The sequence below is a fragment of the Paenibacillus sp. USDA918EY genome, from assembly GCF_009870825.1.
GTDB classification, from domain to species: Bacteria; Bacillota; Bacilli; order Paenibacillales; family Paenibacillaceae; genus Paenibacillus_AQ; species Paenibacillus_AQ albilobatus.
In genome coordinates, this window is the sequence record NZ_WTWY01000006.1 from 335,777 (window position 1) to 356,549 (window position 20,773).

Below are 20,773 nucleotides of genomic sequence, written 5' to 3' on the forward strand. Positions count from 1 at the left end.
TCATGTAAAATTTCGTTCTCCGTCCGCGGTTTCCGAGCGGGTTCCGGAGCTTCAAGTTCAACGTTTTCGTAAAATGACCGTAAAATCCTCGTAAATAAAATTTAGATATTTTTCTAAAAAGTAAAGCAAGGTTCTTGTATATTATCACAAACTTTTGCCTACATTTCCAGCGGACATCTTTGGAAGAGGCAAACAAGGATGGCAGAAGCTTCTTCGCGGGGCGATGTTTCCCCTGATTTCCTGCCGTTTCCGAAGGGATACTCCGCCGAGGCTTGTATTTTACAATCCCTTTACATGTTTCATCAAGGCGCCGGGCAAGTGGAAAAGTCGGCCAACGAAAAAAAGGCGAGCCTCGGGGCGCGCCTTTTCACTGCACTGTTTGGTTAAAAGTCGATCAAGCTTAAGCTGATCTGCAAAGATTCATCCACCTTTTTCATCGTTTCCTCGTCCAGATGGGTGATTTTGTCCGTCAGCCTTTGCTTGTCAATGGTTCGGATTTGCTCCAGCAATATGACAGAGTCCCTGTCAAAGCCATGCGAAGCCGCGTCGATTTCCACGTGCGTCGGCAGCTTGGCTTTTTGAATCTGGGCCGTGATCGCCGCTACGATGACCGTAGGACTGAAGCGGTTGCCGATATCGTTTTGGATGACCAGCACCGGTCTCACTCCGCCTTGTTCAGAACCGACAACGGGTGACAGATCCGCAAAAAAAACGTCGCCGCGTTTTACGATCAATGTTTACACCCCGCTCACTAAGCGACCTAAAGTGCTGTCTGCATCTTCCTCCGCATGAAACGCCTCAGAGGCCATCGTCAAATTGATTTTGGCCATTTCCATGTAACCGCGCTGCATGGATTCACGGATATAACGTTTTTTCCGTTCCAGCAAGTACAGCTTCATGGCCTGCCGAATCAATTCGCTGCGGTTGGAATTTTCCATCGCCACGATGCCATCCACTTCCTGCAAAAGATGATCCGGCAAGCTGATCATAATTCGTTTGGTATTCTGCATATTAGCCACCTTTTCTTCCACCCCCACAACCTTCACACCCTTGTGCCCAGTATTACTTTATTCAAGGAATTTTATACAAAGGAATATATATGCCGAAGGTATATCAGGTATGCTGCATTCCATTATAAACTACAGCCGCCGTTCCCGTACAGACAATCTCGGCATAAATCCTTATTCGAGCCGCAGGCAAGTTATTCCTTCTTGAAGCGGGCAAAAGGATATTAACCAGTTTTTTCCTCGAAATCAGGGAGCAAGGAATTGACCAAACGGACGGGATGACCGCTGCGAACATACAAACGCGGCACCCGGCCCGCGATCATGCAGACGACCTCGTAGTTGATCGTGCCGAGCCAGGAGGCCAGCTCATCGGCCGTGATGCTCGAACCGGATTGGCTGCCGATCAGCACCACCTCTTCGCCGGCTTGAATCCCTTCCGCCTCTTTGCCGAAAGATCGCAGCGAAACCATGCACTGGTCCATGCAGATCGTGCCGACGACGGGCACGCGGCGCCCGCGGATCAGCACTTCCGCCTTGCCGCTCAGCATGCGGGAGTAGCCGTCGGCATAACCGATCGGAAGCGTAGCGATCATTTCCTCCGCTTCCGTCACGTATCTGGCGCCGTAGCTGACGCCCCAATGCGGAGGCAGCTTTTTGACGAACGCGGCTTTGGTCTTCAGCGTCAACACGGGTTTCAACGCGATCCGCTGCCGGTTGACTTCGTCCGAAGGGTACAGGCCGTACATGCTGATGCCGATCCGCACCATGTTAAATGACAGCTCCGGCATATCGATGGCCGTCGCGCTGTTTCCGGTATGAAGAATCGGGAGGCGGATGCCCTTTTGCTCCAACGCGGATACGACGCTTGCAAAGCGGCGGTATTGCTCGTGCGTGTAGCTTTTGTCCTCTTCGTCGGCTTTGGAAAAATGGGTGAACAACCCTTCGACCTCGGCCTGCGGCGTCTCCAAGGCTTTCTCGACGAAGGACACCGCCGCGTCGCCGGGAAGCAGACCCAGCCGGCCCATGCCGCTGTCGATTTTGATGTGGACCTTCAAAGGCTGCTTCAAGCTTTCTTCGGGCAGGTTCCGGATGGCTTCCAGCACTTCGGGGCTGAACGCCGTTACCGTAATCCGGTGCTCCCAGGCGGCCCGGATCCCTTCGGGCGGCGTATACCCCAGCACAAGCACGGGCGCTTGTATGCCGGCCCGGCGAAGCTGAATCGCCTCATCCAAAAAAGCCACGCTCAAATAGTCCGCGCCGGCCCGCTCCAGCTCTCTCGCCGTTTCGACGGCGCCATGCCCGTACGCATCCGCTTTGACGCAGGCAAGCAGACGCATCCCTTCGGGAAGCGCCCGGCGGAATGCTTGGCAGTTATCCCGCAAATGATCCAAATTGATTTCCGCTTGTGTCGCTCTATATTGAACTTGCATTGTTTGCAGTCACCTTCTCTTACGTATTGCACCTAGCTCGCTTATTAAGCGTAATGTCCGAGAAGGCCCCTGTCAATGAACCACGGCAGGGCGGATTCAGGCGTCTTTACCGTACCACGGCAGCCAAAGGCAAAGGCGGAGCCCCCGGCGGCAGAAGGATGCTCTGCGGCGCGGGACCCCGCCCGTAAAGGATTATTTGCCCGTTTGCTCCTGAAGCGACGCGGCGATTAACTTCATTTCGTCAAGCGGAAGGTTGCTGCTCGTGATCCGGAATTCGATGCCTTCGTCATTCATCCAGGTCAGCGTTTTTTGCTCGTCCTTGGTATAAAGGCCTGCCGTGAAGCCGAGATCGACGACTTCTCCCGATGCCACGGAGGACACGGCCATGTCCGAGGAACGCGATTCTATGATGGTGTATTGATAGGTTCCGTCATAACGGATCAGAACCGAATGGTTCGGGTTATCTTCCATTTTGTTGATATCCTTCCGCTCAACGCCTTCCGGCATGTATACCGGCTCGATCGTTCCGAAGTCTCCTAGTTCTTTCGGAGCCGCCGCGGAATTGTTTTCGTTTTCGGCTGCCTGCGGATCGTCCGCCGAGATCGGGTTGCCGTTCTCGTCGACCTCCGTCACCATGCCCAGCGTCGGGTCGTCGACGGCGGCCATGTTCCGCTTCATGTCGAAAGAATCCTTTTCGAATTTGGCGTCGAACTTGAACTCGCTGAACTTCACTTCGACCATGACATGCGCCTCGGCATCGGATACTCTCACCTGCTTCGGAGCATAATTGTCTTTACTGAGCCAAATTTTTTGGCGTACGAGCGACTGGCTGTGATAATTGGCGGCAACGTCAAATACGTAGCTGTCTTTATCCTCGGCGAACTGGCGCGTTTTGTCGTTCAAAATGCCCTGCACCAGCGTCTGGTACAGGTAAACCTGCCCTTGGTTTTCCGGCCAGTCGCTCTTGAAGCGGAAGCTTTTGTTAAGGCTTGGCGTCAGGACGAACACGCCGTCGTCATTGCGGAGGACGATCTGCGTCACGTCCTTTTGGGCATTGGTCAAGCTGATGCGGTAATAGGAAGGATTTTGGTACCAGACCTCAATATTGTACTCTTGCGGCTTTTCACCCGTATAGAGCGTCATCTTCCCCGTTCCTTTATAAGATCCCTCCTTGCTTTGCAATGTGGCGGCCACATCATTTAGTCCTTTAACTACGGTATCGGCGTCCTTTTTGCCGCACCCGGCAAATACGACGGTAACGCACACGATCATGGCGAGTACCCATGACATCCGGCGCATGACATCATCCCCTTTGGCACATGTTTTACTTGATTGATACATGTCTATGAGGGACTTGTTCACATTATGCAGACTAGCCTGACAAGCACAGAAAAGGGCCACAGTTGCGGAGGGCAACCCCCTTGATAGGATAACCAGCATAAAAAAACGAACAAAAATGAAACAACATGAATAATATGATTGACAATAATGAAGAATCAGGAATAGGATAAAAGCGTACCATTATATCTATCCAATCCTGGAGGATCGTTATGTTAGCTGAGGAACGTCGGCAGCGGATACTGGAGCTGCTCGCGAAAGACGGCAGGGTGATCGCAAAAGACCTGGCCGTCATGTTTGGACTTTCGATCGATTCGATTCGGCGGGACCTGACCTTGATGGAGGAACAGGGATTGCTGCAGAAAACATACGGGGGCGCCATTCCGCTGACTCCGCCTCCGAAGGTGCGCACGTTAGCCCAGCCCCGGTCCATTCGATACGGAAATGCGGCGTCGCATCAAGACGCCATTTCGAAGTATGCGGCATCGCTGATTCAAAAGCATGACACCGTCTTTATCGGCGGGGCCGGCATTCAGTATGGAATGCTCAAATTTCTTCCGGATGACATTCCATTTACGATCGTCACCAATTCGCTGACGATTGCAGAATCGATTCGCAACCTCCATCATATTGAGGCTTATCTCGTTGGAGGAAAATTGCGGGCGAACGGCGACAGTATGATCGATACGATCGCGAACGAAATGATCAAAAAGTTTAACTTCGATATCGGCTTCGTTACCGGAGGCGGAATAGCCCTTAACGGTATCAGCACGGCTACGCCGGAGGGAGCCGCTTTGACCAGAGCGGTCGCCGAGGTTTCGCGGCGCACGGTATGTCTTGCCCCGCACGAGAAGATGGGCGTCCAGATGTTCGCCACCTCCATCCCCCTGCATCACATCGATTTGCTGATTACCGATCAAGGCGCTTCGGATAAAACGATACGCGAAATCGAAAGCCTGAACGTCAAAATTATGATCGCGGATGAAACGGATCCGGACGAAGGAGAAGCTGAACATGAAAGCGATTAAGGTCGAACAATCCTCGCCTCTGCAAGGCAGCGTGAACATTCCCGGCTCGAAAAACAGCTCTCTCGCGTTGCTCGCGGCGGCATGCCTGGCCGATGAGCCGGTTACGCTGCTTGGCATTCCGAACATTGCCGATTTAAGAGTCATCTATGAGCTGGGGTCCGAAATCGGTATGAACGTTGAACAGACCGCAAATGGAGCGGTGCTGATCGACCCGAGAACCATCGGCGGCGCCCATTTGGACCCGGCGAAATCATCCACGTTCAGATCGGCTTATTATTTCGTCGGTGCGCTGCTGGCCAAATTCGGCAAAGTATCCGTCGGTTATCCCGGCGGAGACGACTTCGTCAGCCGGCCGATGGACCAGCATATTAAAGCCTTGAAGATGATGGGAGCATCATTCGCGTTTTTCGATCGTTATTATACGGTGGAAGCCAAGGAATTAAAGGGCGCAACCATTTATTTTGATATGATCACCTGCGGCGCGACGATCAACGTCATGCTTGCCGCCGTTCGCGCCAAAGGGACCACCGTGTTGCTCAATGCCGCGCGCGACCCGGAAGTAACGGATACCGCGAACTTTTTGAATCAGATGGGCGCCAAAATAACGGGAGCGGGTACCGACACCATTCGGATCGAAGGCGTGTCCTCCTTAAGAGGATGTACTTACACCGTCATCCCGGACCGGCTGATTGCAGGCGCATTTTTAATGGCGGCAGGCGTTACCGGCGGCTCGGTGACCGTTCAAAACGTCATCCCGGAGCACCTGTCTTCATGCATGGCCAAGCTGCGTGAAATCGGCCTAGAGATCGAAGAAGACAACCATTCCATTACGGCACATTCCACCGGAATTTTGCGGGCGACAAGGGTCCGTACCGCGATGTATCCGGGGTTTGCCACCGATCTGCAGCAGCCGCTAACGGCGCTGTTAACGCAAGCGGGCGGCAAAAGCATCATCGGCGAGCGCATCTATCCGGCAAGATTCAACCACGCATACCAGCTTAACCGGATGGGGGCCGATATCAAGGTTCGTTCGGGCGTGGCATACATTAAAGGCGGAACCAAATTGCACGGCAGCTTGGTGCATGCGTCGGACGTCAGGGCGGGCATCTGCCTTATTCTTGCCGGCCTTTGCGCGGAAGGGACGACGACAATAGCCGGCGTGCAGCATATCGACCGCGGTTATGAAGACGTTGTCGGTTCCTTTCGCGCACTGGGCGCCAATATCAGCCTCTACCACTCCGAAGCGCCTGCTACCACGGGTACCGCTCTTAGGGAGAGCAACTAAAAATCCGAATGAAGAAACCGTCATTTCGTAATCATGCGCCGCCCGGCAGCCGGTTTGATAATGTACGGCCCCGTTATGGATTCATCCTACGGGGCCGTTCAATAAGAAACCTATGCTTCCTTCCCTGCCCGGGCCATCCCCTAGTATTTTCTTCGCAACCTTCTTCATCTAAAACTAGAAGCCCAGTTATTATGAAGCAAAATACGAGGAATCATAAAGTTGTGGTCGCATGCGCGGCATTCGATTTTTCAGGAGAAGCGAACCACGATTGGTCCGTCTCATGAGCCGTCGGAAGCCGCCGCATTGATGACGATCATCCCGAGCTGGATGCGCGAGAGCGGCGTAGCGAAGATGAACCTAAGCCCTTCTTTCATATCCGATACGTATTTCTTCATAGGATTATGCCGGGATCTTAATTCAGAAGTTTTATTTTCAGTCGTCGTTTTCCCGTTGTTAGATGAATGATTTGATGCTTTCTTGATTTTCAGCTGCATAAACAGCAGCGCTCCGACAAAGAACCCTAGCGAGTTCCAGAAGTAAATCGCAACCGCTCCGAGCAATAGAATCAGCGCCCCCGATGCCGCATTGCACGCGACGTCAATCCCCTGATAAGCGATTGAAAACAAAGAGTTGCCCTGCGTCAGCTGCTTTTTGTCGAGTATTTTCGGGAGTGCGGACATTTGCGCCGGGTAGAACCACATGTTTATCGTCGATAAGATCGGGGTAATGGCCAGCACCAGTCCCACGGTCAAAAAATCAAAGTAGTAGGCAACGGGCACCACAAGCAGTAAAAGCGCCTGAAACAGTTGGGTGTATACCAGGAGGCCCCGGAGCGGGACCCGATCGATCATGGGACCTGAAAACAATTGAATGATCCGGGGAAGGATCGACAGAAAACCTGCAAGCCCCGTATATAATGTTGATCTTATGATCGAGCACGGCTTCATCGCAACATGCCCATCACCTTGATTATTCATTTTTTATGATCGCCCATCAACCGACCCGGAATCCTTCCGAAAACTCGTTACTTAAACCATCCCGTTTATGCAGCAGTTCGTCGGCACGGACGCATTTATACCCTTGGATATGAACCGTGTCAAGGACTTCCTCAAGGCTTGCGATCATTCGACCCGGCGCATCCGGCTCCGCTCCCCAAGTATCCCCGCTGTCGTGCAGCAAAATAATCGAGCCGGGCTCAAGCTGATCCAAGATCCGTTCTTTAAGCGGTTTGTTCCTGCTTTTTTTGCCCCAATCCCACCCCATGACCGACCACAATACGATCCGGTATTTTCGCAAAGCGAACAAATCGCCTAAATTCAAAATCCCCCACGGAGGACGGTAAAATGTCGGGCGCTCGCCCGTGATCCGCTCGATGATATCGGCTGACCTGCGGACATGCTTGTTCCGGATATGGCGCGGACTCATGAGCCAATTGGGAAGATGGGAATAGTTGTGGATCCCGATTTGATGCCCTTCCCTGTGAATCCGCCTCATAAGCTCCGGATGCCGCTCCGCTTTGCCGCCCAGCACAAAAAATGTCGCTTTGATCCTTTTTTTCTTGAGAAGATCCAGCAGTTTAGGAGTATGCAGCGGGTCCGGGCCATCGTCAAAGGTAAAAGCGATCTGCCTGCCGCGCCGGCCCCGCATCGTTACCCCCAATCCCCAGATCCGGGTGATCACATACGGAATGATCATATATACAAAGACAAACAGCAGCAGCAGACTCACGATCGCCATACTCATGCCGTTTCCTTAGCATAACGCAAAAGCAAGGATTTTCGGGTCAGCATCAGCATTTTGGGCACAAGCTTGGGCGCATTTTTTTTCGTGCGTTCCCGGCCCACCGGATGCAGCACCTTGAGCAAAAGCCGTAAATAATGGGTGGAAAATACGCGAAACCCCTTGGATTCCAGCGGATGCAGCTCAAAACCGAGCCCGTGAATGATACCGCGGTGCAGCAGCGTAATTCCGGTCAACGCTTTGACCTGCGCAAGCTCCGGTTCCGTCTTCATCGCCTCGCTGATCTGCTTGATCGATCTCCGCAGCATTCTTGCGGTCAAAAGCGCAGCCCGGTCAGCCCCCAGCTCTCTGGACAGCTTCAATACCTGCCGGTTATCCAAATGGAGCTCGCCGACCCAATCCCCCGGATATATCCACTCCCCGTCCTGGCACTTCAGGTTTTTTCCGTGATGCCGACGGACAACCAGCTTGCAAATCCCGTATCTTTTTACCGCGGCGCTGCGCAGTTTCGTAATTTGGTCAAAAACCGCTTCCCAAGCCATCCATGCCGACTGTGCGCTTGCCTTCGTAATGGCAGCTAACATGTTCACGATTGGTCACATCTTTCTTTTCCATATTTGATTTGGTCTTCTGCAGTTAGACCGGCGCCTTTATTCCTGCAGGAAAGGCATTTGTTTAGTTAGACGGCGGCAAACCGGAAATCCATGCCACTATTTTAAAAAATGAATCTATCGTTTCCCTTTCTTGTTTCTTACGGTTTTCTTAAGACGCAATGCTGGGGGTTACGGAAAAGTGATGCTTGGAATACAGACGTCCCTGCAGAATCATAAAAATAGCACCTCCTTTCGGGATCATCTCCCGCTAAGAAGGTGCTATTTTAAGTTAATGAATATCGTTCTTGTCTACGTTGCGGAACGAAAGATAAGCAACCAGGATACCGATAACCCCAAGGATCAACGGTACCGTTATATTGGCGCCGAGCGAAAAGCCTTGGTTGTTGGAACTGATCAAGCCCCCGATAAGGATCGAGGATACGATCGTTGTCGGTACGGATTTCTTTCGCATCCCGAAGAATAAAGGAATGAGGCTGAGGCCCGCTGCTGACAGCGTTTGGATCAACAATTGGATCCCAGTATGCAATAATACGCCAGCCTCCGGTTTTCCCGAAACAAACTGAAAATGGCTGTTCAGAGCCAGAAACGACGTACAGATAATAAAAGTCGAGATGAGCATCGCTCCAAACGTAAGAGCCAGGACCAGCAGCATTTTTGCCATGATCAGCTTTTTACGCTCAACAGGGTACGTGAACAATATGCTAATCGTTTTATTTCTGTATTCCTCGATAATCAATTTGCTGAGCAAAACGGAAGCAAACACGATAAATACTGCACGGCAAAGTAGCCCCACTGTCGATAACGCATCGGCGAAACTCCCGAATGCAGGATCTCCTTTCCCCTCCGTGAAGACTATAAGAAATATGAAACCAGCCATCAGGATCGTCGCAATAACCGCGCCTCTATAAAACCAGGCTAACTTCTGCTTTTTCATCTCCAGCCGGATGAGCCTAAGCATGCTGCCCACCTCCGCTAATCTGATGCATAAAATACTCCTCAAGCGAAGTATGCTTATGGTTTATGGCTTCAATCGCCACATCGTTCAGTACCAGCGCTTTGGTTAATTCCTGCTGCGTCCACTTGGACTCATAAATGCGTATGACCGAATCGCCGACGATTTTAAAATTGCTGACACCCAGTTCGTTTTCCAATACAAAAACAGCTTGTTTGCAATGCGGGGTCACGAGTTCGATATAATCGGTATTTTCGCTGCGCATCTCATTCATGGACACTTCGCGGATAAATTTGCCGCCCTGGAGAATGCCGATTGTATCTGCAACCTGCTCGATCTCGCTCAGCAAATGGCTGGAGACCAGCAGCGTCATCCGGTACTCCTTGCTCAACATACGAAGCAGATGGCGAAAATCCTTGATCCCGACCGGATCGAGCCCGTTGATCGGTTCATCCAGAATGAGCAGCTCGGGTTTGGTTATTATCGCGCGGGCCATGCCCAATCGCTGCTTCATGCCAAGCGAAAACTCGGATACCGATTTGCCTTGGATGGAAGTGAGGTTGACCATCTCAAGCGCTTCGCTGATCTCGCGTTTGTTATAATAACCCATATATTCCGCATGCAGCTCCAGATTCTCGATCGCCGTCATTTTCTCGTAAAAAATCGGATACTCGATGATGCTGCCAATGCGTTTAAATATTTCAACCGACGAAGGCGTAAGCTTCTCTCCGAAAATTTCAATTTCGCCGCTGGTCGGTTTAACAAGATTCAGCATCATTTTCATCAGCGTCGTTTTGCCGGCTCCGTTTGGACCGAGCAGTCCGTAAATTTGTCCCTGCCGGATATTCATGCTGACATCGGAGACAACTTCTTTGCCTTTATAGGTTTTGCTGACATGGCGGGTACTGATGACATAACCCATTGATCTTTGCCCCTCTCCTTTGTTGCTTGATCACAGTATAACCGCCAACATTTTCATATTTCTTGCGCAATTCTTACGAATCTCTTAAGTGTGGAAAGCAAGCGGGATGGCTAGGTTTCAAAACGGTTCCGTCCCCTTCGCTGCTTTTGCTAGCGTTAAGGCAGCTTTTTTAACGAGATCGTAAAAACGGTCCGTTCATACGGCTTGCTCGCCACCCGGATTTCCCCGCCCATCAGCTCAATCAGTCTTTTCGTAATCGTCAGGCCCAAACCGCTGCCTTGAAATCTTTTATTCCTTGAATCCTCCAGCGTGTACATCCGTTCGAAAATCAGCTCCTGATCGCGTTCCCGGATGCCTTTGCCCTTGTCCCAAACATCGATCAGTACCCGGCCCTGCTCTTCCCGCAGCTTCATCCCGACCACCTTGCCCTGTGACCCGTAACGGATCGCATTGCTCAGCACATTGTTTAATGCGCGGCTCAGTCCTTCTTCATTCCCCCAAGCATAAAGCGGCTTATCCGGAATGTCGATGTCCGCCTGCAGCCCTTCGGATTCGATCAGATCATAAAACATCAGCATGCTGTTTCTGGACACTTCATTGATATGTAAACGGGTCAGCGGCAGCTCCTTATCTCCCGATTCCAGCTTGGCCAGATCAAAGAAACGGTTGATCAGCTCCACGATCTCCACCGTCTTCGCATGCACCTTATCCAGCAGCCGCTCCCTTTCCTCCTGCGGCAGGCCGCCCTTCCGGTTCAACGTTTCAATGTATCCGAGCACCACGGTAAGCGGCGTCTTCAAATCATGCGATATGTTGGCCAGCATCCGGCGCATCGCGATTTCTGTACGCATAAATCCAGTCTCCGACTGCCTGGTTTGCAAAAGCAAACGATTGACAGCAATCAGCAGTTGACGATATTCGGGATACTCCGTAAAAAGCAAAAGCTGCTCCTGCGAAGACGAATCCACAATCGCATTCAGTTTATCGATGATGTACCCAAGCTGCCCGGCTCTTTTTTTCCGGCCCACCCACTGCATTACGTTCAGCAGCGCCAGCACGATCGAAAGAATCAGCAGAACGGCAACCACTAAAATTCCCCCAGACGGTAGCCGATGCCCCACAGCGTTTTGATATACTGCGGATCGGAAGGCTGATCTTCGATTTTTTCGCGCAAACGGCTCATATGCACATTAATGACATTTTCATCGCCGAAATAGTCGTCATTCCAGACGGAGGTAAAAATGTGCTGCTTGGTGAATACCTTTTTCGGATTCGTCATGAACAGCTTCAAAATTTGCAGTTCTTTGGCCGTCAGCTTGATCTCCTCGCCGTTTTTGGTCACGGTCAAATGATCCAGATCCATCTCCAGTTCATGCACCCGGATGATTCGATTCTGCTGGACCGGGGCCGCTTGCGCATAAGCCGTCACGCGGCGGATCGCGGCCTTCACCCTCGCCGTCAGCTCAATCATGGAAAAAGGTTTCGTAATATAGTCGTCCGCGCCAAAACCGAGGCCAAGCGCCTTATCCACTTCCCCATCCTTTGCGGATACGATCAGAACCGGCACATGGCTGCTTTCCCGGAGCTTTTTCAGGAAATCCATCCCGCTGATCTTGGGCAGCATCATATCCAGCAGCACCAGGTCATAATCACGTTCGGCAAACCGCTGGAGCGCCTCCTCCCCGTCTTTGGCAAGCACCACCTGAAAACCTTCCATCGTCAAATAACTTTCCACCATTTCGCCGATCGAGGCGTCATCCTCTACAAGAAGTATGTTCGAAGCCATGATACTCACGCCTTTCTATTCATTCCCTGTAGTTCTAATATACTGGAAACGGCGACCCGAGGTATATTCAAATTCGCTATCAAAATAACCAAAATCAAAATACCGATCCGTTGAAAATGCAAAAGAATCCCGTTGACGGCCCCTATTGGGAAAGGTTACATAACCGGAAGTCAGACGCTCAAAACAAAAAAAGGACCTTGGATGTCCTAACATCCCGGTCCTATATGTTTAATTTTCCCGTGGCGGCACTTTCGGCACCAGCTTGTAGATGTCCCCGTTTTCAAAAGTGTCGATCAGCCGGTCCAGCCACTCGTAATAAGCAAACGCATCCCGGAGCTTGGCTTTGTCCTTCCGCAGCATTTCCGCCATTTCCGGATCTTCCGCGTATTCTTTCTCCATTTTTTCGATCTCTTCCGTCGCCTTGCGAAGGACCGTCATGTTGGACTCCACGGATTTTCTCCATTTGACGTCAAAAAAGTCGGTAAACGTTTGGTACCAGTCGTATTCCACCTCGTACAGATCTTTTCGCGAACCCTTTTCCCAAACCTTGTTCACCATTTTCAAATCGAGAAGCGTGCGGACGCCCGTGCTCATGCTGGTTTTGCTCATCTTCATCTCGGAGCCCATCTCGTCCAGCGTCATCGGCTTGTCCGCAAAAAAAAGCAGACCATAGAGATGCCCCGTAGATAAAGAGATGCCGTATAAGTCCATGTTTCTTCCGATCGTTTCGATCACGCGTTTTCGTATTTTGTCCAGCGCCGCATGCTGTGTTTCCTTGCCCGGGTCCAAGCCCATGCTTGCAACCTCCTTATGTTCAGCCATACTCTCGGGTGTTTTCCGTTAGATCACTCATCGCTTAGACGAAAATCCAGAGGCAACAACCTTCTTGGTCTATTGTAGAAAAACGCCTTTTAAAAGTAAAGAAGCCTCAGAAGCCGCAAACAGGAGCATCCGCGAGGAAAATCAAGGAATGGTTTGTACAGTTTTTACTGTACGTTCTTTACATACGGTTAAAACCTTTGTTACGATAGTTTTTAGTTGTTGCACAGTTCAACACCCCGTATTCAAATCGGCGTTCCTTTTTTCTGCTGTTTAAGGAACCGCCGGAACGGGTAATGGGGAGTTTGCCATTTTTTTGCTCGAACTGGTTTTTAAGGGGGGATTGATTTGTCCATCTTACAGCTTCAGAAGGTAAGCAAATTGTTCGGGCCCCACGCGGAGAGCTGCGTGGAGCTGCTCGAACAAGGTTGGACCAAAGAAAGAATAGCCAAGGAGAAAAACGTGACCGTCGGCGTCAACCGCGTCAGCCTCGACATCGAGGCAGGCGAAATTTTCGTCATCATGGGATTGTCCGGCAGCGGCAAGTCGACGCTGGTGCGGATGCTGAACCGCCTCATTGAGCCGACGTCCGGGGAAATCCTGGTGCATGGCAAAGACTTGATGAAAATGAACAAGGAGCAGCTGCGGACCGTTCGCCGTCAAACGATCAGCATGGTGTTTCAAAAGTTTGCGCTTTTTCCGCACCGCACCGTGCTCGAAAACGTGGAATACGGCCTTGAAATCCAAAAGGCGGAGAAGCGCCTGCGGCGGGAAAAAGCGAAGCAGTCGCTGGAGCTCGTCGGGCTGAAGGGCTGGGAGGACAAACGCCCGGATGAACTGAGCGGCGGGATGCAGCAGCGCGTCGGCCTGGCCAGAGCGCTGGCGAACGATCCCGAAATTTTGCTCATGGACGAAGCCTTCAGCGCGCTTGATCCGCTCATCCGGCGGGATATGCAGGACGAACTGCTGGACCTGCAGGAGAAGATGAAAAAGACGATCATCTTCATCACCCACGATCTTGATGAAGCGCTTCGGATCGGCGACCGCATCGCCCTGATGAAGGACGGGGCCGTCGTGCAGGTCGGAACGCCGGAGGAAATATTGACGCAGCCGGCCAACGCGTATGTGGAACGTTTCGTGGAGGACGTCGACCTGTCGAAGGTGCTGACCGCTTCGCATGTCATGCGCCGTCCCGAAACGATCATGGTCGAACGGGGGCCGCGCGTGGCGCTGGAAATGATGCGCGAACGCGGCATTTCCAACCTGTTCGTCGTCGACCGCGCCAAACGGCTGCTCGGCGTCATCACGGCGGAAGACGCGTCGGCCGCGATGCGCAGCGGGCAGTCGCTGGAGAACATCTTGATCGTCGACGGGCCGCGCGTCCATCCGGACGTCGTCATAAACGAATTGTTCGAGGTAACCAGCCTCGCCAAAGTGCCTCTCGCCGTCGTCGACGACGAAAACCGTCTCCTCGGCGTCATTGTCCGCGGCGCCCTGCTCGGCGCTCTTGCGGGAGAAAACGGCTCGAAGGAGGTGAACCCGGATGCAGAAAATACCGCTGGATAATTGGGTCGAAACCTTGGTCGGCTGGATGGAGGATCACCTGACGTTTTTATTCGATATCATCTCGGGCGCCATTGAAGGCATCGTGAATGCTTTCACCTGGCTGTTTATGCTGCCTCATCCGTTTCTTTTTATCGTTATTTTGGGCATTCTTGCCTACCTGGTGGGACGCTGGCCGCTGGCTCTGTTCTCCGTCGTCGGATTTTTGCTCATCTACAACCTGGACTACTGGTCGCAAACGATGGATACGCTGAGCCTCGTCATTACCTCGGCCCTCATCTCCGTTGTGGTCGGCATTCCGATCGGCATCTGGTGCGCCTATAGCAAAGGCGCCGCCCAGATCATTACGCCACTGCTTGATTTCATGCAGACGATGCCGGCGTTCGTGTACCTGCTGCCCGCCGTCTTCTTCTTCAGCCTGGGGGTCGTGCCGGGCGTGATCGCCTCGGTCATCTTTGCGATTCCGCCGACCATACGCCTCACCCTGCTGGGGATCCAGCAGGTGTCCGGCGAGCTGACCGAAGCGGCGGACGCCTTCGGTTCCACTTCCGGCCAGAAGCTGTTCAAGGTGCAGCTTCCGCTGGCCCTGCCGACGCTGATGGCAGGCGTGAACCAGACGATCATGCTCTCCTTGTCCATGGTCGTCATCGCTTCCATGATCGGCGCGCAGGGCATCGGCGCGGAAGTGTACCGGGCCGTAACCCAGCTCCAAATCGGCAAGGGCTTCGAAGCCGGTCTCGTTGTTGTTATTTTGGCCATTGTACTTGACCGTTTTACGCAAGGTTTATTCAAATCCGAACGAAAAAGGGGAAGATAAGATGAGAAAACAAAGTAAATGGATGCTGCTGCTTGGACTCGCCGGCGTACTGACGCTTTCGGCCTGCAACACGAGCGGCGGCGCGGATAACAAGGCAAGTGGCGGGAACGGCGCCGAATCCTTCGGGAAACAGGTCAAACACGAAATCATCGGGATCGACCCGGGCGCCGGCATCATGAAGGCCACCAGCAAAGCGATTGAGGAATACGGCTTGTCCGACTGGAAACTGGTCGAAGGTTCGAGCGCTGCCATGACGGCGACGCTGGCTAAGGATATCAAAGCCAAAAAACCCGTGGTGATTACCGGCTGGACGCCGCATTGGATGTTTTCCAAATACGATCTGAAATACCTTGACGATCCGAAGAAGGTGTACGGCGAAGCGGAAGAAATTCATACCATCGCCCGTCAAGGCTTGAAGGATGATGAGCCGACCGCCTATCAGTTCCTCGACCGTTTCGAGTGGACCTCGGATGAAATGGGCGAAATCATGACCGCCATCGAAGAAGGCGCAAAACCCGAAGACGCGGCCAAAAAATGGGCCGACGACCATCCGGACCGCGTGAACGAATGGATCAAGGATCTGAAGCCGGTAAACGGCAAGCCGCTGAAGCTCAGCTATGTCGCCTGGGATTCGGAAATCGCCAGCACCAACCTGCTGCAATACGTTTTGCAGGATAAGCTCGGCTACAAAGTGACCGCCCTCCAGGTCGAAGCCGGCCCGATGTGGACCGGCGTCGCAAACGGCGATGTGGACGCATCCGCCGCCGCTTGGCTGCCGCTGACCCACGCGGACTACATGGAGAAATACAAGGATAAAGTCGATGACCTCGGCCCCAACATGACCGGCGTCAAAACCGGGCTGGTCGTGCCGTCGTACGTCGACATCAACTCGATCGAGGATTTGAAAAAATAATGAGGTTTCGGTCCCGAAGCCAGGCATAACGCTGGAAACGTTCCGACCGCCCAAACGCAATTTGGGCGGTCTTTTTTTATAATATGAGAAAGTATTAACTACGGAGTTATTTCGTCCTGATATTGCAAAAAAACTATCTTTAAACGCGGTCTGTCTTCTTAAGGAGTACGTCGATCGACGTTTTTCTTTTGGATCAAATATCTATTGAAAATGTTTCTTTAAGCCCCTGCTTGCCTTCCGAAGTGATGCTGACCGCCCGCGTTTTGGGCACGCGCTGTACCCACTGCAGCTCTACCAGCCTGTCAAGCAAAGCGTTCCCCAAAGCACCGCCCAGATGGTGGCGCCTTTCGCTCCAATCCAAACATTTGTGGGAGAACGACCGCCGCTTTTTCTTGACCTGCGCAATGTTGATTTGAAGGGATTCGAAAAACGCCTCTCCGCTTTCGGTCACTGCAAACCCTTCGTTTGTCTCTTGAATGATTCCCCTTTGTTTCAAAGAATCCGTCAGCTGCACCCCCACGTTGCCGGCCAAGTGATCATAACAAGTTCTGGCCCATCGGATGGCTTGATCCTCCGTCGCTTGCCGCAGCGATTTAATTTCAACCGGCGGAGCCAGGGCAAGAAGCGACTCCATCGTCTGCGCGACTGTGGAATCCCGTATGCCGTAGTACCGGTGTCTTCCATGTTTTTCAAAGATAATTACGTTAGCTTCGACCATTTTGGCTAAATGAAAGCTGGCCGTTTGCGGCTTGATGCCCGCCATATTGGCCAATTCGCTTGCAGGGTGAAATCTGCCGTCGAGCAGGGCCGTCAACATGGCTGCACGCGAAGGCTCGCTCACCAGGGAAGCGATCAAGGCCACATTCGGATTGGAATTTGTACGCATTGGAAGTATCCCCCTTCAAAATATGCAATCCACACTTCGATGATAATTGAAATATTTATGCTTTACAATCACAAAGAAGACGAAAAGGAGGAACATGCAGCATGGAAATACAAAATCCGATTTTTGAAGCCGTGACGATTCAACCTAAAATTCTATACTATGGCACGCCGGTGATTCTGCTGAACACGCTGAACGGGGATGGAACCGTCAATATTAGCCCGATCTCATCATCTTGGGCACTGGGAGACTGCATCGTATTGGGGCTCGGCCTTGGAGGAAAAGCCATCGAAAACGTGCAGCGGCATCCCGAATGCGTCATCAACGTTCCGGATCCTTCGCTTTGGGAGAACGTGGAACGGCTGGCTCCTTATACGGGAAAAAATCCGGTTCCGGATTTCAAAAAACAGAACGGATTTTTATATGGAAAAGAAAAATACGACATCGGCGGGCTTACTCCTGCAGCATCGATTGCCGTAAAACCTTCCCGGATCGCGGAATGCCCCATTCAAATCGAGGCGAAGGTCAAACATATTCGTATCCCGGACCATTCCCCCATGTTCGCCATTGTGGAGACGCAGTCCGTGCAGGTGCACGCCCATAAAGAAATCGTGACGGGAGAACATCATATCGATCCTAGAAAATGGGGCCCATTAATTTACAATTTCAGGCATTATTTCTCCCTTGGCAAGCCGTTAGGGAAGACCTTTCGGGCGGAAATATGAGCGGCTGGGCATACCTAAAAAACGGCACGAGCCCAAGGCTCGTGCCGCTTCTTCGTTCTTTATTTTTTGCCGTTCCCGCGGCCTTTTTCATTCCCGTGGCCTTTTTCATTCCCGTGGCCTTTTTCATTCCCGTGTCCTTTTTCATTCCCGCGTCCCTGATCGTTTTCTTTATCTTTGCCTTTGCTCAGGTTTTTTTCCGACTGCTTTTTCTCGATCTTGATTTCTTTTCCGTTCGAGAACTTCACCGAAAGCTCCAGCTTTTGGATGTCGTCGTTGTTCAATTTCAACGCGGATACCAGTTTGCTTACGGCTTCCTCGGCCGTCGTCTCCTCGGCAATCGCTGCGTCGCCAATCAATTTTTCGATCGCCGCCGCGGCTGCCTTGCCCTCCAGCTTCTGTTTCATTTGGCCGGATTTGAGCTCAAACTCCGCATCGATTTTACCTTTTTTGTTTTTATACTCTACGTCCACTTCTCCCTGGCCGCCCAGCTTGATCTCCAAATCCAATTCCACGATCGTCGCTTTGGAGGAGTCTCCCGGATTCGTTGCGGGATCTTTTGCGCCTTCACCCGGCTTTGAATCCAGCAGCACGGCTTCCCGGACGATGTTGTCCAAAACGGTCAACTGCACGGAATCATTGACCGCGAGCTGGTCTGCGCGAACGTATTTGTTATGGTACGTCACGAGCAGCTCGGAAGAAATGCCGTAGGTAAGCGACTTGTTGTCGTACGTCGCAATGGTGACGCTTCCGTCGACGGAACCGTACACGCTGCCGCTGACCGTCGATGGAGATGTGCCTTCCGCAGTCTTTTTAAACTCGATGTTTTGAATCACGCCGCTTGCTTTAACGGCCCCCGCTTGATCAAGCAAACCTCCGCCGGTTCTGTCCAGCAGCGCGGCGATTTCGGCGCGGGTCACGCTTTTGTTCGGTTTGAACGTGCCGTCCGGATAACCGCCGATGATTCCTTTCTCGACCGCAACGTTGACGTAACCGATGGAGCCGGCCGGAATGGAAGCCGCATCCTTGAAGGAAGGCGTCTTGTTCATTTCATGCAGCGCCTCCTGCTGCAAACCGAGCGATTTGACCAGCAGCCCCGCAATCCATACGCGGCTTGCCGGTTTTTCCGGCTGGACGGATTGCTCGGAGGCGTCAAACAAGCCGTTTTCCAGCGCCGTCAAAATATAACCTTTCGCCCAAGGATATTTTTTGTTGATCTGTTCGGCATCCTTGAAAAAGAGTTTGGCATCCGGCTTCTGCGCTTTAGCCTGATCCTCCAGCCCAAGCAGCCGGACGGCCATGACAATCGCCTCTACCCGGGTAACCGGCTGGTTTGGCCGGAACGATCCGTCCTCGAACCCTTGAAGGACGTTTTTCGATTTCATTTTCGCGATGTAGGCCGAGGCCCAATCCGCGTCCTCGATATCTTTAAAGTCGAGGGCAAACGGGTATACCGCGTCTTTTGCCGCCGATTTTTTGTCGCTTGCCGCCGAGGTCAGCCCGGAAAAGCCGACGGTCAGGATGAAGACCAGCGCAAGCATGAGCAGATTTCTAGCTGTTTTCAACGAAGACTCATCTCCTTCAAATGTGATTGCTTTATTCGGCCGGCCTACATGAACTTCGAACGCTCCCTGCATTCTTGAGGGCCGCCTAAGAGCCGCCGGCTTGTAGTCAATCTAATGTAGTTTATCGACATGGTTCGATATTTTTTTATGAGTATAGAGACCTAAATTACCTCGAAAATGAACCAACCCCCCCTATAGACGTTCTCCTCGGATTTCGGGAAGGATGCTGGCGACAAACTTGAAACAAGTTGGCTCAGGCTTTGGTCGGGGAAACCTATCGACCAAAGTCCAGAATAAAGTCCGGTCCCCCGGTGGAGGCTCGAGCTTTCGAATTCCAATAAAATACAGTCATCTTAAATTGTATCGGATGAGGAGATGGGAATGATGAAAACGGTCAGGAGCTTAGAAGGAAAAAAAACGATTCGTTTATTCGAAGGGGAAAAAGGGCTTGTCCTTACGTCCGTCCTCGGTTTTTTGCTGTCGGCGTTTTGCGGGCTTTGGGTGCTCGCGTTCGGGAGCGAAGCGCCTCCGGGGGGAAACATCCTCAATGCGTTCTCCTTTAATGCCGCGATCGGCATCTTTCTGCTGTCGACGGCGGCCATTTTGCCGTATTCGGGACTGGGGAGAACGGGCAGAGCCTTCTTCCGCTATCCTTATATCGTCCTCGCGCTGTATGCTTATGCAGCCGAAACCGTACAAAACTTTCGGGGCGTCAATCCAAGGTTTGTCGTGGGAGGATCTGCTTTCGATGTGTGGGTCGGCAATATTTTCGCTTTTATCGCATTGCTGCTCGTCCTTTTTTATCTGGTTCTGGCCATCGCTTATTTCCGCCCCAGAATATACGCGAGCTATCCGGAGATGGCGACCGGGATTCGTTATGCGATGATTGCCGTCATGATGTCTTTCGCCGCAGGGATATGGATTTCGATGAACCAAGGACGGATGGTAGGCCTTCACGGCAACATCATTTGGCTGCACGGCCTTGGCTTCCATGCGCTTCAGGCCATCCCGCTCGTCGCCTGGCTGGCGGAGCGTTCCTCCCTTCCCAAGGCTATGCGGAAGCGGATGATTCATGTCACCGGCGTAAGCTACATTTTAGGTCTGGTCGCGATCGGCTGGCAGACGGTGCTTGGCCATGCGGTGCTCGAATGGTCGTTCCTGCCGATTGCGGCCGGCGCATGCTTCCTCGTCTCGCTTCTCGCTGGAGTGTTTGTGCTCCGCAATACGCCGTCGGACCGGATTTTCACGCCATCGGCGGCGCAGGCCCCCCGTCGTTCCCGCGTTCTGTAAAACCGCCACTCAAAGTGGGGCATGTAACGCTTCAAACCGGGCTCAGGTACGATTGCGGGTTCCCCGGTAATTCGATTAAAAAAAGGCGGCCCTGATCTC

At 52.3% G+C, this 20,773-nt stretch carries 22 protein-coding genes; 8 read left to right on the plus strand and 14 right to left on the minus strand.

Going from position 1 to position 20,773, the window contains the following annotated elements; genetic code table 11:
- Positions 1 to 198: 198 nt before the first annotated feature.
- Positions 199 to 387 (plus strand): hypothetical protein, encoded by a 189-nt coding sequence (locus GQY55_RS15565; protein ID WP_160042770.1) that lies wholly within the window; start codon positions 199 to 201, stop codon positions 385 to 387.
- On the opposite strand, the gene GQY55_RS15570 is transcribed toward GQY55_RS15565, so the two are convergent.
- The 4 genes from GQY55_RS15570 to GQY55_RS15585 all read right to left on the minus strand — a co-directional run bounded on the left by GQY55_RS15570 (position 384) and on the right by GQY55_RS15585 (position 3,736).
- On the minus strand, positions 384 to 734 hold the full coding sequence (locus GQY55_RS15570; protein ID WP_160042771.1) for a type II toxin-antitoxin system PemK/MazF family toxin: 351 nt from the start codon (positions 732 to 734) through the stop codon (positions 384 to 386). The genes GQY55_RS15565 and GQY55_RS15570 overlap by 4 nt on opposite strands.
- Positions 735 to 737: 3 nt before the next feature.
- Entirely contained in the window at positions 738 to 1,019 is a 282-nt protein-coding gene (locus GQY55_RS15575) for a CopG family ribbon-helix-helix protein (protein WP_127606059.1), read from the minus strand.
- A 212-nt stretch (positions 1,020 to 1,231) separates the two neighbouring features.
- Positions 1,232 to 2,437 (minus strand): alanine racemase, encoded by a 1,206-nt coding sequence (gene alr / locus GQY55_RS15580; protein ID WP_160042772.1) that lies wholly within the window; start codon positions 2,435 to 2,437, stop codon positions 1,232 to 1,234.
- A 192-nt stretch (positions 2,438 to 2,629) separates the two neighbouring features.
- A complete protein-coding gene (locus tag GQY55_RS15585; RefSeq protein ID WP_160042773.1) occupies positions 2,630 to 3,736 on the minus strand; it encodes an outer membrane lipoprotein-sorting protein in 1,107 nt (368 codons plus the stop codon).
- A 251-nt stretch (positions 3,737 to 3,987) separates the two neighbouring features.
- Between GQY55_RS15585 and GQY55_RS15590 the strand changes: the two genes are divergently transcribed.
- The gene (locus GQY55_RS15590) at positions 3,988 to 4,803 is read left to right on the plus strand and encodes a DeoR/GlpR family DNA-binding transcription regulator (protein WP_160042774.1); all 816 of its coding nucleotides are present in this window, start codon (positions 3,988 to 3,990) and stop codon (positions 4,801 to 4,803) included.
- On the plus strand, positions 4,790 to 6,088 hold the full coding sequence (gene murA / locus GQY55_RS15595; RefSeq protein WP_160042775.1) for a UDP-N-acetylglucosamine 1-carboxyvinyltransferase: 1,299 nt from the start codon (positions 4,790 to 4,792) through the stop codon (positions 6,086 to 6,088). Before GQY55_RS15590 ends, murA begins: the two co-directional genes overlap by 14 nt.
- Positions 6,089 to 6,366: 278 nt before the next feature.
- On the opposite strand, the gene GQY55_RS15600 is transcribed toward murA, so the two are convergent.
- From GQY55_RS15600 to GQY55_RS15635, 8 genes are all read right to left on the minus strand, one after another.
- Positions 6,367 to 6,939 carry an MFS transporter gene (locus tag GQY55_RS15600; protein WP_236575638.1) on the minus strand — a complete coding sequence of 191 codons (573 nt, stop codon included), beginning with the start codon at positions 6,937 to 6,939 and terminating at the stop codon, positions 6,367 to 6,369.
- A 142-nt stretch (positions 6,940 to 7,081) separates the two neighbouring features.
- Positions 7,082 to 7,831, minus strand: coding sequence for a polysaccharide deacetylase family protein (locus tag GQY55_RS15605; RefSeq protein ID WP_160042777.1), 750 nt, complete (start codon positions 7,829 to 7,831; stop codon positions 7,082 to 7,084).
- Positions 7,828 to 8,412, minus strand: a complete 585-nt coding sequence (locus GQY55_RS15610) for a YkoP family protein (RefSeq protein WP_236575646.1) — start codon at positions 8,410 to 8,412, stop codon at positions 7,828 to 7,830. The genes GQY55_RS15605 and GQY55_RS15610 overlap by 4 nt, the downstream gene beginning before the upstream one ends.
- 298 nt (positions 8,413 to 8,710) lie before the next feature.
- Positions 8,711 to 9,400 carry an ABC transporter permease gene (locus tag GQY55_RS15615; RefSeq protein ID WP_268895019.1) on the minus strand — a complete coding sequence of 230 codons (690 nt, stop codon included), beginning with the start codon at positions 9,398 to 9,400 and terminating at the stop codon, positions 8,711 to 8,713.
- Complete coding sequence (locus tag GQY55_RS15620) at positions 9,393 to 10,316, minus strand: ABC transporter ATP-binding protein (RefSeq protein WP_160042780.1); 924 nt, start codon at positions 10,314 to 10,316, stop codon at positions 9,393 to 9,395. Before GQY55_RS15620 ends, GQY55_RS15615 begins: the two co-directional genes overlap by 8 nt.
- A 155-nt stretch (positions 10,317 to 10,471) precedes the next feature.
- Positions 10,472 to 11,404: a sensor histidine kinase gene (locus GQY55_RS15625; RefSeq protein WP_160042781.1), complete on the minus strand. Its 933-nt coding sequence runs from the start codon at positions 11,402 to 11,404 to the stop codon at positions 10,472 to 10,474.
- Positions 11,404 to 12,102 carry a response regulator transcription factor gene (locus GQY55_RS15630; RefSeq protein ID WP_160042782.1) on the minus strand — a complete coding sequence of 233 codons (699 nt, stop codon included), beginning with the start codon at positions 12,100 to 12,102 and terminating at the stop codon, positions 11,404 to 11,406. Before GQY55_RS15630 ends, GQY55_RS15625 begins: the two co-directional genes overlap by 1 nt.
- A gap of 228 nt (positions 12,103 to 12,330) precedes the next feature.
- Positions 12,331 to 12,897, minus strand: a complete 567-nt coding sequence (locus GQY55_RS15635; RefSeq protein WP_160042783.1) for a GbsR/MarR family transcriptional regulator — start codon at positions 12,895 to 12,897, stop codon at positions 12,331 to 12,333.
- 372 nt (positions 12,898 to 13,269) lie between these two features.
- Here GQY55_RS15635 and GQY55_RS15640 point away from each other — a divergent pair, with 372 nt between their 5' ends.
- Genes GQY55_RS15640 through GQY55_RS15650 form a run of 3 tightly spaced genes read left to right on the plus strand, consistent with a single transcriptional unit; the run spans position 13,270 to position 16,214 of the window.
- Positions 13,270 to 14,487, plus strand: a complete 1,218-nt coding sequence (locus tag GQY55_RS15640; RefSeq protein ID WP_160042784.1) for a quaternary amine ABC transporter ATP-binding protein — start codon at positions 13,270 to 13,272, stop codon at positions 14,485 to 14,487.
- Positions 14,465 to 15,301 carry an ABC transporter permease gene (locus tag GQY55_RS15645; RefSeq protein ID WP_160042785.1) on the plus strand — a complete coding sequence of 279 codons (837 nt, stop codon included), beginning with the start codon at positions 14,465 to 14,467 and terminating at the stop codon, positions 15,299 to 15,301. Before GQY55_RS15640 ends, GQY55_RS15645 begins: the two co-directional genes overlap by 23 nt.
- Before the next feature lies 1 nt (position 15,302).
- Positions 15,303 to 16,214 (plus strand): glycine betaine ABC transporter substrate-binding protein, encoded by a 912-nt coding sequence (locus GQY55_RS15650; RefSeq protein WP_160042786.1) that lies wholly within the window; start codon positions 15,303 to 15,305, stop codon positions 16,212 to 16,214.
- Between the two features lie 193 nt (positions 16,215 to 16,407).
- Here GQY55_RS15650 and GQY55_RS15655 read toward each other — a convergent pair whose 3' ends face one another.
- Positions 16,408 to 17,100, minus strand: coding sequence for an ArsR/SmtB family transcription factor (locus GQY55_RS15655; RefSeq protein WP_160042787.1), 693 nt, complete (start codon positions 17,098 to 17,100; stop codon positions 16,408 to 16,410).
- A gap of 101 nt (positions 17,101 to 17,201) precedes the next feature.
- Between GQY55_RS15655 and GQY55_RS15660 the strand changes: the two genes are divergently transcribed.
- Entirely contained in the window at positions 17,202 to 17,822 is a 621-nt protein-coding gene (locus GQY55_RS15660; protein WP_160042788.1) for a flavin reductase family protein, read from the plus strand.
- Between the two features lie 59 nt (positions 17,823 to 17,881).
- On the opposite strand, the gene GQY55_RS15665 is transcribed toward GQY55_RS15660, so the two are convergent.
- The gene (locus GQY55_RS15665) at positions 17,882 to 19,384 is read right to left on the minus strand and encodes an S-layer homology domain-containing protein (RefSeq protein ID WP_160042789.1); all 1,503 of its coding nucleotides are present in this window, start codon (positions 19,382 to 19,384) and stop codon (positions 17,882 to 17,884) included.
- A gap of 384 nt (positions 19,385 to 19,768) precedes the next feature.
- Between GQY55_RS15665 and GQY55_RS15670 the strand changes: the two genes are divergently transcribed.
- On the plus strand, positions 19,769 to 20,674 hold the full coding sequence (locus tag GQY55_RS15670) for a hypothetical protein (protein ID WP_236575639.1): 906 nt from the start codon (positions 19,769 to 19,771) through the stop codon (positions 20,672 to 20,674).
- Positions 20,675 to 20,773: the final 99 nt, after the last annotated feature.